The sequence below is a fragment of the Comamonas sp. Z3 genome, assembly GCF_008121565.1.
Classification (GTDB): domain Bacteria; phylum Pseudomonadota; class Gammaproteobacteria; order Burkholderiales; family Burkholderiaceae_C; genus Comamonas; species Comamonas brasiliensis.
This window is the reverse complement of record NZ_VOQU01000001.1, coordinates 564,783-580,313: the sequence shown is the minus strand read 5'-3', so window position 1 is coordinate 580,313 and position 15,531 is coordinate 564,783. Positions and strand designations below refer to the sequence as shown.

Below are 15,531 nucleotides of genomic sequence, written 5' to 3'. Positions count from 1 at the left end.
AATATTTTGACCAAACCGTGCTTCATGACCTAGCGCACGGCTCTGGCGGCTTTGCCCGAGATCAGCACCGCCCGCGCCCTGGAGGCCAGAGCCTCCATCATCAGCCCAGCATTGAAGGGGTGATCGGCCGTGCGCGCCGCCTGCACCAGCTCGCGCGACCATTCGGCCAGCAGCGCCATGGGCAGCGGCTTGCCCGGCAGATCGGCAGGCGAGAAATACCGGGGCTCGCCGCCACCGGCCAGGGCCATCAGGTCGTGGCAGATCTTCTGCAGCGCCTGCACGGCATCCACCGGCGCAAAAGCCGCCAGCGCTGCCACATCTCCCTTGGCCAGCTGCCTTGGCAACTGCGCCCAGGCAGCGGCCTTGCCTGCGTCCGCCGCCATGCGCAGCGCATCGCCGGGTCGACCGCCTGCAGCCTGCAGCGCCGCTGCGGCATCGGGCTCGTTCAGGCCTTGCGCCTGCAGCCACTGCGCGGCCTCGGCCGCGGCAGGCCAGGTCATGGTGTGCGTCAGGCAGCGGCTGCGAATGGTGGGCAGCAACTGGTGCGCAGCCTCGCTGGCCAGCACAAAGCGGGTGTCTCCGGGCGGCTCCTCCAGCGTCTTGAGCAGGGCGTTGGCGGTAATCGCATTCATTTGCTCGGCCGGGTAGACCAGCACGGCCTTGCCGCGTCCGCGCGCGCTGGTGCGCTGGCAGAACTCCACGGCATCGCGCATGGCTTCCACGCGGATTTCCTTGCTGGGCTTGCGCTTTTTGTCGTCGATGTCGGCCTGGGCTTTTTCCGGCAGCGGCCAGCCCAGCTCCATCATCTGCACCTCGGGCATGAGCACGCACAGATCGGCATGCGCACGCACCTCGATGGCATGGCAGCTGGTGCAGTGGCCGCAAGCGCCTTGTGCAGACGGCTGCTCGCAGAGCCAGGCGCGCACCAGCGACAGTCCCAGTGCGTACTGGCCCAGACCCGAAGGCCCTTGCAGCAGCCAGGCATGACCACGCTGGGCCAGCAAGCGGCCACGCTGCGCGGCGATCCAGGGCGCTTCGAGATCGGAGGCACTCATGGCTTGCTGCCTACCATGATGGCCAGCCAGCCCTTGCGCACCACGGCCTGGGTGATCTGCTGCCACACGGCATGGCGGCTGGCATGGGCGTCAATACGCACAAAACGCTGAGGTGCCGTCCTGGCGCGCTCGGCATAGCCTTGGGCCACGCGGGCAAAGAACTCGCCGGGCTGGGCTTCGAAGCGGTCGGGAACACGGGCCGTGGCCAGGCGCTCGGCCGCCACTTCGGCGGGCAGGTCAAACCACAGCGTCATGTCAGGCTCGCGCATGAAATCCGGGGATGACTCTGCCTGCAGCGCCGTGCCGGTCTGCGCCATGCGCTCCAGAACCGACAGCTGCTCCCAGCTGAAGCCACGGCCCGCGCCCTGGTAGGCAAAAGTGGCATCGGTAAAGCGGTCGCTGATGACCACCTCGCCGCGCGCCAGCGCCGGCTCTATGACCTGCACCAGATGGTCCCGCCGGGCCGCGAAGGCGATCAGCGCCTCGGTCAGCGGGTCCATGGCGTCATGCAGCATCAAGGCGCGCAGCTTTTCGGCCAGCGGCGTGCCACCGGGCTCGCGCGTGAGCGTGACCACTCGGCCCTGATCGTGAAAAGCCTGGGCCAGCGCCTCGATATGCGAGGACTTGCCCGCACCGTCGATGCCCTCAAAACTGATGAACAGACCCTTGGGTAAAGCTGTACTCACTGATATTTCCTCTAGTGCAGCGCATGGCGGCACCAGTTGTTTGATTCGACACAGGGCACAGACCACGGCCTTGCACCCTCAAAGATTGCTTACTGACCGCGCTGGTAGCGGTTGACGGCCCTATTGTGCTCGTCCAGCGAGGCGCTGAAATGGCTGGTGCCATCGCCCCTGGCCACGAAGTACAGCGCCTTGGTCTGATCAGGCTGCACCGCCGCCATCAGCGCCGCCTTGCCGGGCATGGCGATCGGCGTGACGGGCAGACCTGCACGGGTATAGGTGTTCCAGGGCGTGTCCTCCAGCAGATCGCGCTTGCGCAGATTGCCGTCGAAGCTCGCCCCCACGCCATAGATGACCGAAGGATCGGTCTGCAGGCGCATGCCTATGCGCAGGCGGTTGGAGAAAACGCCGGCAATCTGCGCCCGGTCTGCAGCGCGGCCGGTTTCCTTTTCCACGATGCTGGCCAGGGTCAGGGCTTCATCGGCAGATTTGAGCGGGGTATTGGCCGCCCGCATGGCCCAGGCATCGGCCAGACGGCGATCCATGGCGTGCAGCGCACGGCGCAGCACGGCCATGTCCGAGCTGCCCTTGGCATAGGTATAGGTGTCGGGAAAGAAGCGGCCTTCGGGCGGCACGCCCACCCGGCCCAGGGCCGTCATCACGGCTTCGTCGCTGAGCCCTGCGCTGTCTTGCTTGAGGAATTCCTCACGCGCCAGCGCCGCTCGCACCTGGCGCCAGTTCCAGCCTTCGACAAGAGTCAGCGCACGCAGGCTTTCCTCGCCGCGCGCCAGCTTTTGCAACAGCACATAAGGTGTGAGACCCGTGCTCAGTTCATAGTTGCCGGCCTTGATGGCGCGGTCCTTGCCCGAGAAGCGAAACCACGCATAGAGCAGACGCGCATCGGTTTGCACCCCGGCCTTGACCACGTTCTGCGCCACGCCACGCGGCGTGGTGCCGGGCTCGATCTCCAGCTCCAGATTGGGCTCGGACAGCTGCAGCGGCTGGTTCAGCCACCACCAGGCGCCGCCTGCCGCCAGGGCGGCCAGCAGCAGCAAAAATATCAGTGCTCGAATAAGGGCACGCACAAGCTAGATCCATCAGTACACAGAGCGACGATCATAATTCAGCCATGACCCAGCCCAAGACGCTGCCCCTGAACGGCATTACCCCCATTTCCCACCTTGGTGTCATCCGCGCCGTTGGCGCCGACGCAGCCAGCTTTCTCCATGGCCAGTTGAGCAACGATTTCGCACTGCTCAAGTTCGATCAGGCCCGCCTCGCAGCCTTTTGCACGGCCAAGGGCCGCATGCTGGCCAGCTTCATCGGCTTCAGGCGCAGCGCCGATGAAATCGTGCTGATCTGTGACCGCAGCCTGCTGGCTCCCACGCTCAAGCGCCTGTCCATGTTTGTGCTGCGAGCCCAGTGCAAGCTCAGCGATGCGACAGCCGACTTTGCTCTTTACGGACTGACCGGCCAGGCCGCCCAGCACCATGCGGGCGCGGCAGCCGCCCCCTGGACTCTGAGCCAGCAAGGCGATGCCCATGTTCTGGCTCTCTACCCCGCTGCAGGCAACCAGCGTGCGCTGTGGATCGGCCCTGCGGGTCAGGCCCCCGAAGGACAGCTGCTGAGCGAGGACCTCTGGCAATGGTCCGAAGTCCAGAGCGGCGTGGCCACGCTATCGGCTCCGGTGGTTGATGCCTTCGTGCCCCAGATGCTGAACTACGAGTCCCTGGGCGGCGTCAACTTCAAAAAGGGCTGCTACCCCGGCCAGGAAGTGGTGGCCCGCAGCCAGTTCCGCGGCACGCTCAAGCGCCGCGCCTATCTGGTTCATGCCGAGCAGGCTCTGAGCGTGGGCCAGGAAGTCTTCAGCGCCGAAGACCTGGAGCAGGCAACCGGCACCGTGGTGCAGGCAGCAGCAGCTGCGCAAGGCGGCTGGGATGCCATCGTCTCCATGCAGATTGCCTCTTCCACCCGCGACGATCTGTTTGCCCATGCGGCGCTGGCCGATGGCCAGAGCGCCGATGCAGGCAAGGGCATCGGGCTGCAGGTCCTGCCCCTGCCCTACGAGCTGCTGGCGGATATCTAAGCGTCCCCGGCCCCGCACTGCCGCTGGCCCGGCATTGCCAGCCAGGCCACCGCTACACTTCGGCGCATGAGCAACTCTTCCCCGGACTACCGCCACCGCTGGCTGCTGGCCCTGGCCTGGGGGCTGCTCTGCGCCTTGATCCTGGCCCTGCAGTGGTGGCAGGCCCATGCCCGCCAGGAGCAGGAGCAGTTGCAGCTAACCCAGACCGTACAACGCCAGATGCTGGAGAAGGTGGCCCAGCACAAGGCCCACCTTACCGCCCTGACTGCCGTGGCGCCGCTGGATGCAGCCAAGGAGTCATCGGCTCTGCAGCATATTGCGCAGTCGGTGCAGACCATTTACCCGCGCATCCAGGAAATCCAGCTGGTCACTGCGGTCACGCCCGCCACCGGCAGTTGCCGGGACCCGGCCGTGGCGCAGACTGCCGCTCCGCTGGCGCCGCGAGCCAGCGCCAGCCTGCCTGACGCCCTGCACTCGGGTCAATATCTTTTCCTCAAAAAGATAGCAGACCCCGAAGGCTGGCTCTGCGTTCGCATTGACTCCTCCCACTTGCTGGACGACAAGGTCCTGCCCGATGACAGCGGGCTGCGCATCCGCCTTCATGACCACATCTTGCTGGAGCCAGCTGCGCAGCTGCAGCAAAGCCACAAATTCGGCGAATTCACACTCGCCGGCTATGACCAGCCTCTGCAGGTGCAACTGCTCAGCCGCCCCCGCAGCCTGGTGAGCTGGGGCATGGCGCTGATCAGTGCCCTGATCAGCGCCACGCTGGTCGGTGCGGTTCACCTGATCTGGCAAAGCCGCCAGCAGGCCAGACGCCACCAGCAGCGCGCCCAGCTGCTGGCCAATGAAGCGCAGCTGGCCCATGCCTCGCGCGTCAACGGCATGGGAGAGATGGCCTCGGGCATCGCACATGAGCTGGCCCAGCCTGTCACCGCCCTGCTCAGCCAGAGCCAGGCAGCGTTGCGCGCCCACGAGCTGGGCAAGACCGAACTGCTGGCGACTGCCCTTCAGGCCAATGTGCGCGAGGCCAGGCGCGCAGGCGCCATCCTGGAGCGCATGCGCAGCTATGTGAGCAATGCCCCAAGCCAGCCACAGAGACTGGATCTGGCCCAAGTCGTCGATCAGGCCCTGCTGCTGCTGGAAGGCCCGGCACGCCAGGCCAAGGTGGCGCTGCACTGGCAGGCACCGCTGCAGCCCTGCAGCGCCTGGGCCGACCCGGTGGCGCTGGAGCAGGTGCTGCACAATCTGGTGCGCAATGCGCTCGATGCGCTTGGCCAGGCGCAGGACGCGCAGGCAGCCATCAGCATCACGCTGGAACAAAGCGGTGGCGAGGCCCTGCTCGTGGTGCAGGACAACGGCCCGGGCATGACTGCGGCCACGGCAGAGCGCATCTTCGAGCCGTTTTTCACCACCAAGTCCGACGGCATGGGGCTGGGTCTGCCGCTGTGCGCCACCTTGATGGAGCGCATGGGCGGCCGTCTGGAATATGTATCCGGCCCGCATGGCGCCCGCTTTGTCATGCATCTGCCGCTGGATGGAACCGATTTGCCTGCATGATTTATCTGATCGATGATGACCCGTCGGTGCGCAACGCCCTGCATCTGCTGCTGCAGACCTATGAGCTGCCCGTGACCTGCTTTGAATCTCCTGCCGACTGCCTGGCCCATCTGGATCGCAGCCAGCCCGGCATCCTGATCACCGACCTGCGCATGCCCATGATGTCGGGCCTGCAGCTGCACGAGCAGCTCATGGCACAGGGCGTGGACTGGCCCACGATCGTGATCACCGGCCACGGCGATCTGCATGCCTGCCGCCGTGCCTTCAAGGCAGGGGTCACCGACTTTCTGACCAAGCCCATCGAAGAGCAGACTCTGCTGCAGGCCATCGAGTCGGCGCAGACACGGCTGGACCAGCAGGCCGAGCGCAACGAGGCCCGCCAAAGCCTGCGCGGCCTGACCGAGCGCGAGCGTGAGGTGCTGGAGCTGATCACCAAGGGCCTGGGCAGCAAGGAGATCGCGGCGGCGCTCGATATATCGGTGCGCACCGTTGACACGCACCGCGCCAGGCTGGCCGAAAAGCTGGGTACTGGCTCGGTCGCAGAACAGACAAGACTGCTGCTGACTGCAGCCTTGTGAGCGGCCCGACTCGGTAGGATTACCGATGGCCATCCGTTGCCTTGCGAATGGGCGCCGAAAGCAGCCCTGCTTACAGTTCTGTCATCGCTTGTTCACCCCCATCCACAAGGAGCTTTGACATGAACCAACGCCTGCGCAACATCGCCTTCTGCACCCTGACCCTGGCCGCTGCCGCCGCTTCCGCAGCCACCGTTTCCACCCGCAGCATCGCCAGCGCCACTGCCTTGCAGCTGGCCCAGCAGACCGTGGCGGCCTGCAGCGCCGACGGCTATAACGTCAGCGCCTCGGTGCTGGACCGCTCGGGCGTGCTGCTGGCCATGGTGCGTGCCGACGGCGCCGGCCCTCATACCGTCGAAGCCTCGCGCGCCAAGGCCTTCACCTCGGCGTCGTCGCGCAACCCCACCAGCGGCATCGCCAAGGCCATTCAGTCCAATCCCGATGCAGCCGGCATGGCGAATATCCCCGGCTTCCTGGTACTGGGTGGCGGCGTACCCCTGAAGACCGGCAATGAAACCATTGGTGCCATTGGCGTAGCCGGTGCGCCTGGCGGCCATCTGGACGAAGCCTGCGCCCAGAAGGCCATCACCGCGCTGAAGGATCAGTTGCAGTAATGCCCCCGGCACGCAGGTGAGAAAGAACTGCGTTCGAGCCTGCGTGCGGCAAGGCCTGCGAAGCAGGCCGCCGCAGAGCGCTCCCGCCAGCGGATGGCGCTCTCCTTCAGCCGCTCGCCCCCTGTCCCGGGCCTCGCCCGATCGAGCTCAGAAAACCCCGTAGCGATAAGCCACATAGGCGGCCGCCGCCACCCCGATCAGACAGAGGACGGTCATGATTCTTGCCATGGGCGTTCCTTCGCATCAAGCATAAAATCGGGCTTTAACGCTTGCAGATAAAGCGTTGCAAGCTATCAAAAAAGATGTATCAAAGCACTCTGCGCATCGTGATGTGGGGAATGCCGGCCTCCTCATAAGGCTCGCCGACCGGCGTAAAGCCTGCGCGCAGATAGAAGACTTCGGCATGGCGCTGCGCGTGCAGCACGATTTCCTTGTCGCCGCGATCGCGCGCCGCATCCATCAGGCTCTCGAGCACCATGCGTCCCCAGCGACCGCCGCGCACGCTGCGATCCACAGCCATGCGGCCGATACGCCCCACGCCCGGCGCATCGCTGACCAGCCTGCCCGTGGCCACGGGCTGGTTCAGGCCATTGAACAGCACCACATGACGCGCCACGGGGTCTAGCTCGTCAATCTCGATCTCGCGCGGTACGCCCTGCTCGCGCACAAACACGGCCAGGCGCAGGCGCTCGGCGTCGCGCCCGAGGTCGTTCCAGCTGCCCGAGCGCAGCGTGACGACCTCCTGCCCTGCCTCATAGGCCGTGAGCAAATCCCGCATGGCCTGAGGCACGGGCCTGGGGGTCTGCGTCGCCGCGTCGGCAAACACATAGATCAGCTCCACGGTGTTGAGCAGCTCCATGCCCCGGAAGATGCCTGCCTCGAACTGCAGCGAGGTATTGCCCTGTTTGACGCAGCGGATGCCGACATCCAGCACATCGCCCAAAGTGGCCGAGCCGTGATAGACCGTGCTGGCCTTTTTCACAAACAGCTCGCCGCCGAGCGATGCAAAGCCGGCCTCATAGGGAATGGCCAGCTGGCGCCAGTAGTTGGTGATGGCCACATCGGCATACATCAGATAGTGAGCGTTGAAAACAATCTTCTGCGCGTCCACCTCGGCCCAGCGCACCTCGATACGCGTAAAGCTGCGAAAGTCCTGTCGATTCATAGTTCTTACTCTGGTTTCAATTCAATCCAAACGCACCGCGCAAGGCTTGCGCCATGTCCCGGTGCGCCTGACGCGCCTCGGCAATCACGCGCCCCATCTTGACGAACTCATGGGTCACGCCCTTGTAGATTTCCAGATCCACGGCCACGCCCGCCATGCGCAACTTGTCAGCATATTCCACGCCTTCGTCCACCAGGGGGTCGCACTCTGCCAGACCGATCCAGGCAGGTGCGACGTGGTCGACATCGGGCGCCAGCAAGGGCGCGAAGCGCCAATCCTCACGGTCCTGGCGCTTGGCGATATATTGCGCAAAAAACCAGGTGATGGAAGCCTCTTCAAGCACCAGTCCATGGGCAAAGCGGCGATGGGAGTCGGTGTCCTGGTGCGCCGTGGTGCCGGGATAGATCAGCAGCTGCAAGGCCAGCTTGAGGCCGGTGTTGCGTGCTTCGATGGCACAGGCTGCCGCCAGCGTACCGCCGGCGCTGTCGCCGCCGACAGCCAGGCGGCTGCCGTCTGCCCCCAGGCTTTGCGCATGGGCTGCCAGCCACTGCAGCGCGTCCCAGGCATCGTCATGTGCGACGGGAAACCGGAACTGTGGCGCCAGGCGATAGTCCAGCGACACGACCATGCAACCCGCCAGGTGCGCGAGCTGACGGCAAAGCGCATCATGCGTGGACACGCTGCCTACGGTAAAGCCGCCGCCGTGCAGATACAGCAGCACAGGCAGGCCCGCAGCGGGGGCTTCATCGCGACTCACAGGTGCATAGAGGCGGGCCGGCAACTGCGTGCCGTCGCGTGCAGGAATCTGCAACTCCTCCACGCGAGGCAAGGCCTGCCTGGGGATTTCAAGCACGCCGGCGCCAGCCTCATAGGCCGCTTTGGCAGCTTCCGCGCCGAGCTCGTGCATGGGAGTGCGCGCGGCCCGCTCCATGCGACGCAGCACATCGCGCATGGATGGTGTCAGACTGGCTGGCAAAGCCGCAGAGGAATCGGACATGATCACGACGATAAAAAACACAGGATGGCATTGTGCGTTGCAACTCCGAAGTCTGCAGGCCAATACTGACAATTGTTCGGAATCGATACCGTCGCAGACGCTTCAGGGAGCCACCCCTGCTGGTAGCAGGCTCAAGGCAATCGGCCAAGGTCGCCTGCATCGCATCTCGGCGGCTGGCAGGTCGCGGCAGCGGTCCATCGCTGAACCAACTGGCTGCGGCAGCTATTCAATGCGCCAAGGATTCCGCCCAGTAGTCCGAACCAGTGCGCCTGGGTGACAATATAGCCACCGATCAATTTCTGTTCGCGCGGATCGGGGCCGGCCCAGGACTGCCAGGCCAGCCAGCCCATGACAAGCAGCAGCACGGTGGCGGCCGGAAGATCCCGACGAAGCAGAACCGACGACAGGAGAATCCAGACTATCAGTCCGTAGAGCAGGCCCGACATGCCGACATAGTCGCTCACCTGAGGCGAGGTGAGCCACAACAGCAAAGAGACCAGAACGGCCAGAGAGCCCATGCAGGCAAGCAGACGCCTTGCCGTCCAGCTGGCATCCGCGAAAGAGCAGCACAGCAGCAAGCCGCAGGCATTGATTGCGGCATGAGCCCAGCTCAGGTGCACCCAGTGCGCCGACAGCAGCCTCCACCATTGCCCATCGGCAAGTGCCGCGGTCTCATAGCGCAGCAGTACTCGCCATGCAGCAGGAAGAGCCTGCAGCAAGGCCATCAGCATGCACATCAGCAGCGCACACTGCCTCGGTGAGAGAGCTCGCGGGCCGGACTTCATGCCTGGGGCTCGGGCCTGAGCCACAGCCAGATCTGCACGCAAGCCATGACTGCCACAGCCGATGCGCTCAGCCACGGGTTCTCGGCGACATGAAAGATCAGCGCAGAGCTGAACACCATGCTGGCACTGGCCATCCATTTGACGCGACGGCTTACCTGCCCGCCATCATCCCAGTTGCGCAACATGGGGCCGAACAGGGAATGGGCATAGAGCCAGCCGTGAAGCCTGGGCGAGCTGCGTACCGCCGCCCAGGCGGCCATCAGGATAAACACGGTCGTCGGCATGCCGGGCACCACGGCACCGATCAAGCCCAATATCACGCAGAGAACAGCGAAGACCATCAAAAGACAACGCAGGGGCAGGGAAAGACGCTTATGCAAGTCTTCTGGCCTTGGGGTCGGGAAGTCGGCGGATGAGGATGGTTCTGTCATGGATCAGGGAGGCGGAGAACGCACGATGCTCCATGCGATATCGCCGCCGCGATTTCCTATCAGGTTCAATATATTGGCCAGCGCCGCGTCCTGTCCGGGCTCGGCCCCGGCCAGTCCTTGAAAGCGCCAGCGACCCGCAAGCTGCTGGCCTTTCCCGCTCAGTTGCAGCGCACCTTGCAGCGTCTGCAGCTCAAAGCCCGGGCCCGCACCTGTGCGCTGAGCGACAAGTGCCATGCGATAGCTTCCCAGCGGGCGCAGCGTGGAGAGTCGGGAAGACAGCGACAAGGCCTTCAACTCCAGACGCCCCTGCATGGAATCAGTCTCCATGCTCTCGGGCCATTGGAGAAAGGACGAGGACAGCTGAAGCTGGCCTTCCAGGCCCAGCGTGTTCCAGGGAGTACCCAGGCCTGCAAGCAGCTGGGCCGGCAGTTGCCAGTCCAGCCCTGACAGCTGAAACACCCGTCTCAAAGGCAGCCAGCGCAGTTGCACCGCTTGTCGCTGACAGCAAGCATGCTCAACGGCGACGCCAACACCCCAGTCCTGCAGGCTCAGGCCCTGCGCCTCACTGCTGCGGGTCGGATGCAGACTCCAACTCAACCTCCCCGGCAAGGCTTGCGCATCATGGCTGCCCGCTCCGCCCGCCAGCATCAGCACTGCGGACCCCTTCCAGACGGAGCCTCGCACGTCCTGCAGCGCGATGCGCTGACCACTCGCCATGGCGACCTGGGCCGCAAGCCAGTGCGCGGGAAAAAAGGCCAGCAGGCACAGCACGCCGCCGAGCAGCCCTCCCGCCATGCCCCAGTGCCATGGCGAGCCAGCCGTTGAAGGCCTTGAACGGCCGCTTCTGCGCCAATGCGTTCCAGCTACCACGGTATGCAACAGTGCTCAGGCGTCGATGGCTGCAGGCTGCGGAAAATAGCGCTCCAGCAAGCTGCCAAAGCGGTCATAGGCAGCATTGGCACCGGCAATCACCTTGTCCTGGATTGCGACATCGGCTAGCTCCGGCGCGTCGAGCGAAGCCACAAACGCACGCCAGGCGAGGGCCCGTCCCTGCGGATAGGCCGCCAGATTACGGGCCCCGAAGGTTTCCGACAAACCCAGACGATCCCTGGCTTCCTTGAACAGGAAGGCTGCCCCGAGGGTCGAGCCCTCCGACACATACAGCCACCCCAGGGCCTCGGGCATCCCTACGGCCTCGCTGCCCAGTGCACCTTGCGGAAGCTCTGCCCCTAGATCGGCCAGATCCGCCAGCGAAGCCTCCTGACGCCCGCGCGCTTCCAGGTCAGGGACCGCTGCCTTGACGGCGGCATCCTGAAACAGATGCTCCACGTCGCGCTGGAACAGGTATTGGGCGGCGACAAAGCGCGCATAGCTGCCGCGATCGGCAAATGGATTGCCTTGCTCCATGAGCTCATGCATGCGCTCATGCTGCTGCGCGGTCTCCGTCTTGAGACGCTGGGAAAGTCGGGCCCCGCTCGAGGGGCTGGTTTGCAGATTCATGGTATTTCCTGACTTCAATTCGATGGCGAAGCAGCTCCGGGCTGGTCCAGCCCGGAGTCACCCTGCTCCAGGTTTCGCATCAGTTCGGCGAGGACTTCAAGCTGCGACGGCGTGCCCAGGCCAGTGCCGCCAGCGGCGCCAGCAACCAGGCGCTCAAAGGACCTCCTCCGCCGCCGCCATTGCTGCTGTTGCCCGTCTCTGTGCCGCCGCCGCTACCCGTTCCGGGCTGCGTGACTGCGGTGGCCTGCACCGTGACCTTGCTGGTCACGGGCTGGCCATCGTTCTGGCTGCTGCAAGTCAGACTGAAGCTGTTCTCTCCCTCAACCGCCAGTACCACGGGCACCTTGCTGCCGCTGGTCTGCTGCGCGCCGCTCCAGGCACCGCTGGCCGTGCAGCTGCTGGCCTGGTTGGTGGCCCAACTCAGGTGAATGGTGGATCCGACAGCAGCCGTGGCCACAGAGGCGGTCAGCGCTTCGCTGAATGACGCTGTAGGCAGGGGTACGTCAAAGGAGAAGATCGTGCCGTTGCCGGGCGCGGCAGCCGTCGTCGTCACCGGCTGGCCGTCACCACCGACGTTGGCCGCACCATAGAGCTTTTGCACACCACCCGCGACCGCACCGGCGCTCAGGCCGGTCAAGCTTCCGCCTTCGCTGCCCATATCGAAACGATGCAGGACTTCGTAGCTGTCGTCCGCGTGATCGGCGGTGGCTCCAACCTTGATGCGGTACAGAGTTCCCGCGCCATACGGCGTGGCCAGGCCGGTTTTGGGCGTGTTCATGGTCGAACCATCGGTGGCCGTCGTTCCGTAGATATTGCCGTCTGCGGCCAGAACCAGCGGACCGGATGGAGCGCTACCGTCGGCCTGCGCCGTGCCATCGAGTGCCACAGTGCCAGCGCCGCGGAAATAGTGCACGACGGCAAAGCTCTTGGGGTCCGATTTCTTCACACGCCAGATCGTGCCGCCGTAACGGTTGTCCATTGCATTGCCCGCCGTGGGCGCATTGAATTGCGTCGTGCCGTACAACCATTCACCGACCTCGACCATGCCCAACACACGCGCGCCCTTGGCCGTTGGCTCACCATCGCGGGCTCGCATAAAGGTGTGCAGCAGTTCGACCTTGGACGAATCCAGCGCGCCCTTTCCGGCAACGCCTTCCTCGATGGCAGCCTTACTCAACTTGACCAGCGTTCCCACCGAGCGCCCCTGGTAGTCCGAGGCAAGCGTACTGTCCACCACCCCATCGGCCGAAACCCCGGTCAGCACATACAAGGCCTGGTCCTTGCTGCTCCACAGACTGGCCACCGGCGCACCTCCCTTGGGATGCAACTGCTTGTTGCCCTGTTGCTCCTCGTAATCGCAGAAATTCAACACCTTGGAGTAGCTCTGATCGGCATTCATGCGCCACAGAATATTGGCCGTGGTACTCACGCCGCAAGCCGATGCCGATTCACCCGAGCCCATATAGAGATTGCCTGCGGTGTCGAGGGCCATGGTTCCCAGTGGCTTGAAGCTGGGTGCGGGCAGCGCCACAGCCTTGCCGCCCTTGATACTGAAGACTGCGCCTGCAGTTTCCCAGGGAAAGCCACCCGGTGGCACGGCACCATTGCCAGCAACAAGAAAGCCACCATCGGCCGTAGGAACCAGCGGGGTCGACCCCTGGTAGATGCTGCCCAGCAGTTCGAAGCGGTGGTTGGCACCCGTGGTGTCGAGGCCATAGACCGTCCCCTGGCCCCAGAAGGCCGGCGCAACGGCCGTCGCGCCCAGGAAAGTGTGACCATAGAGGCGGCCGTCAGCAGCCAGCACCGGTGGCACGGCCGGCTTGGCACCACCGTTGTTGGTGCCGCCAAACTTGTGCAACACCGTGGGCTTGAAGGCGGCTGGCAGCGTCTGAGCCACGGCATGCGCCAAGGGCAGAGCCAGTGCCAGAGCGGGAAATGCGACACGTGCAACACGCCGCAGAGCGGGTTGGATTGAATTCATTGCCATTGACTTTCCTGGTGTAAAAAACGATGTGAAAAGGACACGCTCAGCCGAGCGTCTGGGAGTGGCGTTCGCGACGGCGGTACACCGCCAGGCCCGCCAAGGGAGCCAAAAGCCACAAAGCCAGAGGCCCGCCGCCGCCATTGCCGTAGGAGACCTGGTTGCCGTCCTCGGCGGTCGCCGGAGTGCTGACATAGACCACGGTGGAAGCTGAGACCTGGGCACCTGCAGCACCGCTTGCTACATCACAGGTCAGGGTGTAGCGATAGGTGCCCCGGGCCGGACGTAGCTCGACGCTGCCCTGTGTGGCCACCGAGCCCACCCAGTCGCCTGCTGTCGATGCCGCAGAACATTGCTTGGCGTTATTGGTGATCCAGGTCAATGAGACGGTTTCACCGGCCTTGATCTCACCGGCGCTAGCCACCAGACTGGCATCGGCACGCGGGGTTTCGGCCGAATCCACGGCGAGCTGGAAAACCGTGCCGAAATCCGTGGGAACGACCTGTCCGGCACTGTTCAGATAATGGCCTCCCATGGCGGTTGCGCCATAGAGGCGCCCGTCACCGCCCGCGCGCAGGCCCACAGGCTTGCGTCCATCCGTGCCCGAAAAGGAATGCACCAGCTCGAAGCCGCCTTGCGTGACCAGTCCTTCGCCATTCACCACAATATTTGCCGGCCGGATGCGGTAGACGGTGCCGCAACCCACTTCGGAATTGGCCGCTGCACTGGACGGCGTGCACATATTGGCGCCGCCGGACAGGGTTGTGCCGTAGATAGCGCCGTCCGCAGCTCGCGCCAGGGGCCCGCGTGGCGTTGCCCCGTCGGTATCGCTGAAGGTATGCAGGATCTGCAAAGGCCCGCCTCTCTTGGCAATGCGATACAGCGCACCATAGGGCCTGGGACCATCGTAGTAGGGCAGATCCCTGCCGTAACTCAGCGTCGCGCTTGGAGCCCACTTGCGCGATCCGCAAGAAGGGTTGTCGCGCGTGATGCTCTTGATGAAGGTGCCGGTGAGCGTGCTGTTCGCGTACACATAGCAGTCTCCGACCGAGGTTGCGCCATACAGATAGCCGTCGCCACCATCGATCAGCGACGACAGACCATGCTCCTGCCCTGCCCCCAAGGTGCGGTTGGTGACGTCACCGCCTGCCGTCACCCCTGCTTCATAGGCAATGCCACTGGGGTAAAGCACAAAGCCCTCGTTGGTGACGTTGTCCTGGACATTGATTTCACCCTCGGCCAGCGTAAAGGTATGGAGCACGGTAAAGCCGCTCCCGTCGACCGGGTTGATACGGTAGAGCGTTCCCGTGGGGGTGCTCGCTGCCGTCGGCGTCGACGCAGCCAGTGGGAGGCCGCGGTTGTAGGCAGTCACGCCATACAGCAGGCCGTCCTGCCCCAGAATCAGGTCGTTCACAGACTGGCGCATGCCCGAGGGTCCGGCCGAAAACTCATGCAGCGTGCTTACCTTGCCGGAGGCGATATCAATCTTGAAAACCCGCCCCTGTCCCTTGGGCCCCTTGTCCACGCCATACAAGTTGTCCTGCGCATCAATGACCAGTGCACCGTTGGGCGAATACAGCTGCCCCTTCGTTCCCTGCAGGACGCCTGAATTGGCACCGTCGTAGTCGGTACGCACGATCACACCCAGGCCCACTGCGGGCGAGTAGACGATGTCGCTGGGCTGGTTCTTGCCCGCGTACCTCTCGCCATAGGTGTTGCTCATTACTGCATAGAGGCTGCCATCGGAGGCCTTCACCGGTGTGCTCGAAATACGGCCGTGAAGGTCATTGACGGGGTTGTAGGCCACGCGCTCGTAGACCGAGACTCCGGCGCGCATGGTGTACATGCCCAGCGAGGTATACATCTGCGAAGACAGCACGTTGGGGCCGCCACCGTTGAAGCCTCCGAACAGATAGCCTGCGCTGGATCCGGGACGCACCGCATACAGTGGGGGAGAGGTAGGGAAGCGCGCCCCGGGCCAGCCAATGGTTCCGTCGGGCGTGGTGACATCGTCGCCGGCGGGCCGCAATGCGGTGAGCATGGTCAGCCGGGCATCGCTGACCTTGGTCTGCGCTGCGGATGGCATGGCGGCACAAAGC

15 protein-coding genes are annotated in these 15,531 nt (G+C 64.5%); 4 read left to right on the top strand and 11 right to left on the bottom strand.

Annotated features, from left to right (window positions below):
* Positions 1 to 29 precede the first annotated feature (29 nt).
* The 3 genes from FSY59_RS02740 to mltG all read right to left on the bottom strand — a co-directional run bounded on the left by FSY59_RS02740 (position 30) and on the right by mltG (position 2,823).
* On the bottom strand, positions 30 to 1,055 hold the full coding sequence (locus FSY59_RS02740) for a DNA polymerase III subunit delta' (protein ID WP_003056841.1): 1,026 nt from the start codon (positions 1,053 to 1,055) through the stop codon (positions 30 to 32).
* Positions 1,052 to 1,741, bottom strand: a complete 690-nt coding sequence (gene tmk, locus FSY59_RS02735) for a dTMP kinase (RefSeq protein WP_148728426.1) — start codon at positions 1,739 to 1,741, stop codon at positions 1,052 to 1,054. Before tmk ends, FSY59_RS02740 begins: the two co-directional genes overlap by 4 nt.
* 89 nt (positions 1,742 to 1,830) lie before the next feature.
* Entirely contained in the window at positions 1,831 to 2,823 is a 993-nt protein-coding gene (gene mltG / locus FSY59_RS02730; protein WP_043007538.1) for an endolytic transglycosylase MltG, read from the bottom strand.
* Positions 2,824 to 2,867: 44 nt separating this feature from the next.
* Between mltG and FSY59_RS02725 the strand changes: the two genes are divergently transcribed.
* From FSY59_RS02725 to FSY59_RS02710, 4 genes are all read left to right on the top strand, one after another.
* A complete protein-coding gene (locus tag FSY59_RS02725) occupies positions 2,868 to 3,824 on the top strand; it encodes a folate-binding protein YgfZ (RefSeq protein WP_003056848.1) in 957 nt (318 codons plus the stop codon).
* A gap of 66 nt (positions 3,825 to 3,890) precedes the next feature.
* A complete protein-coding gene (locus tag FSY59_RS02720; RefSeq protein WP_148728425.1) occupies positions 3,891 to 5,384 on the top strand; it encodes a sensor histidine kinase in 1,494 nt (497 codons plus the stop codon).
* Complete coding sequence (locus FSY59_RS02715) at positions 5,381 to 5,962, top strand: response regulator transcription factor (RefSeq protein ID WP_003056852.1); 582 nt, start codon at positions 5,381 to 5,383, stop codon at positions 5,960 to 5,962. Before FSY59_RS02720 ends, FSY59_RS02715 begins: the two co-directional genes overlap by 4 nt.
* A 119-nt stretch (positions 5,963 to 6,081) precedes the next feature.
* Positions 6,082 to 6,573, top strand: a complete 492-nt coding sequence (locus tag FSY59_RS02710) for a heme-binding protein (RefSeq protein WP_148728424.1) — start codon at positions 6,082 to 6,084, stop codon at positions 6,571 to 6,573.
* Between the two features lie 307 nt (positions 6,574 to 6,880).
* Here FSY59_RS02710 and FSY59_RS02705 read toward each other — a convergent pair whose 3' ends face one another.
* The 8 genes from FSY59_RS02705 to FSY59_RS02670 all read right to left on the bottom strand — a co-directional run bounded on the left by FSY59_RS02705 (position 6,881) and on the right by FSY59_RS02670 (position 15,518).
* Positions 6,881 to 7,738: a GNAT family N-acetyltransferase gene (locus tag FSY59_RS02705; protein WP_003056855.1), complete on the bottom strand. Its 858-nt coding sequence runs from the start codon at positions 7,736 to 7,738 to the stop codon at positions 6,881 to 6,883.
* Between the two features lie 16 nt (positions 7,739 to 7,754).
* A complete protein-coding gene (locus FSY59_RS02700) occupies positions 7,755 to 8,735 on the bottom strand; it encodes an alpha/beta hydrolase (protein WP_148728423.1) in 981 nt (326 codons plus the stop codon).
* A gap of 131 nt (positions 8,736 to 8,866) precedes the next feature.
* Positions 8,867 to 9,460 (bottom strand): rhombosortase, encoded by a 594-nt coding sequence (gene rrtA / locus FSY59_RS02695; protein WP_255439116.1) that lies wholly within the window; start codon positions 9,458 to 9,460, stop codon positions 8,867 to 8,869.
* Positions 9,461 to 9,516: 56 nt separating this feature from the next.
* The gene (locus tag FSY59_RS02690) at positions 9,517 to 9,861 is read right to left on the bottom strand and encodes a YbaN family protein (RefSeq protein ID WP_003056858.1); all 345 of its coding nucleotides are present in this window, start codon (positions 9,859 to 9,861) and stop codon (positions 9,517 to 9,519) included.
* 93 nt (positions 9,862 to 9,954) lie between these two features.
* Complete coding sequence (gene gspN / locus FSY59_RS02685) at positions 9,955 to 10,746, bottom strand: type II secretion system protein N (RefSeq protein ID WP_003056859.1); 792 nt, start codon at positions 10,744 to 10,746, stop codon at positions 9,955 to 9,957.
* 90 nt (positions 10,747 to 10,836) lie between these two features.
* Complete coding sequence (locus tag FSY59_RS02680) at positions 10,837 to 11,451, bottom strand: biliverdin-producing heme oxygenase (protein WP_019044241.1); 615 nt, start codon at positions 11,449 to 11,451, stop codon at positions 10,837 to 10,839.
* 79 nt (positions 11,452 to 11,530) lie between these two features.
* On the bottom strand, positions 11,531 to 13,432 hold the full coding sequence (locus FSY59_RS02675) for a hypothetical protein (protein WP_148728421.1): 1,902 nt from the start codon (positions 13,430 to 13,432) through the stop codon (positions 11,531 to 11,533).
* A gap of 46 nt (positions 13,433 to 13,478) precedes the next feature.
* Entirely contained in the window at positions 13,479 to 15,518 is a 2,040-nt protein-coding gene (locus FSY59_RS02670; protein ID WP_255439115.1) for a choice-of-anchor tandem repeat GloVer-containing protein, read from the bottom strand.
* Positions 15,519 to 15,531 lie beyond the last annotated feature (13 nt).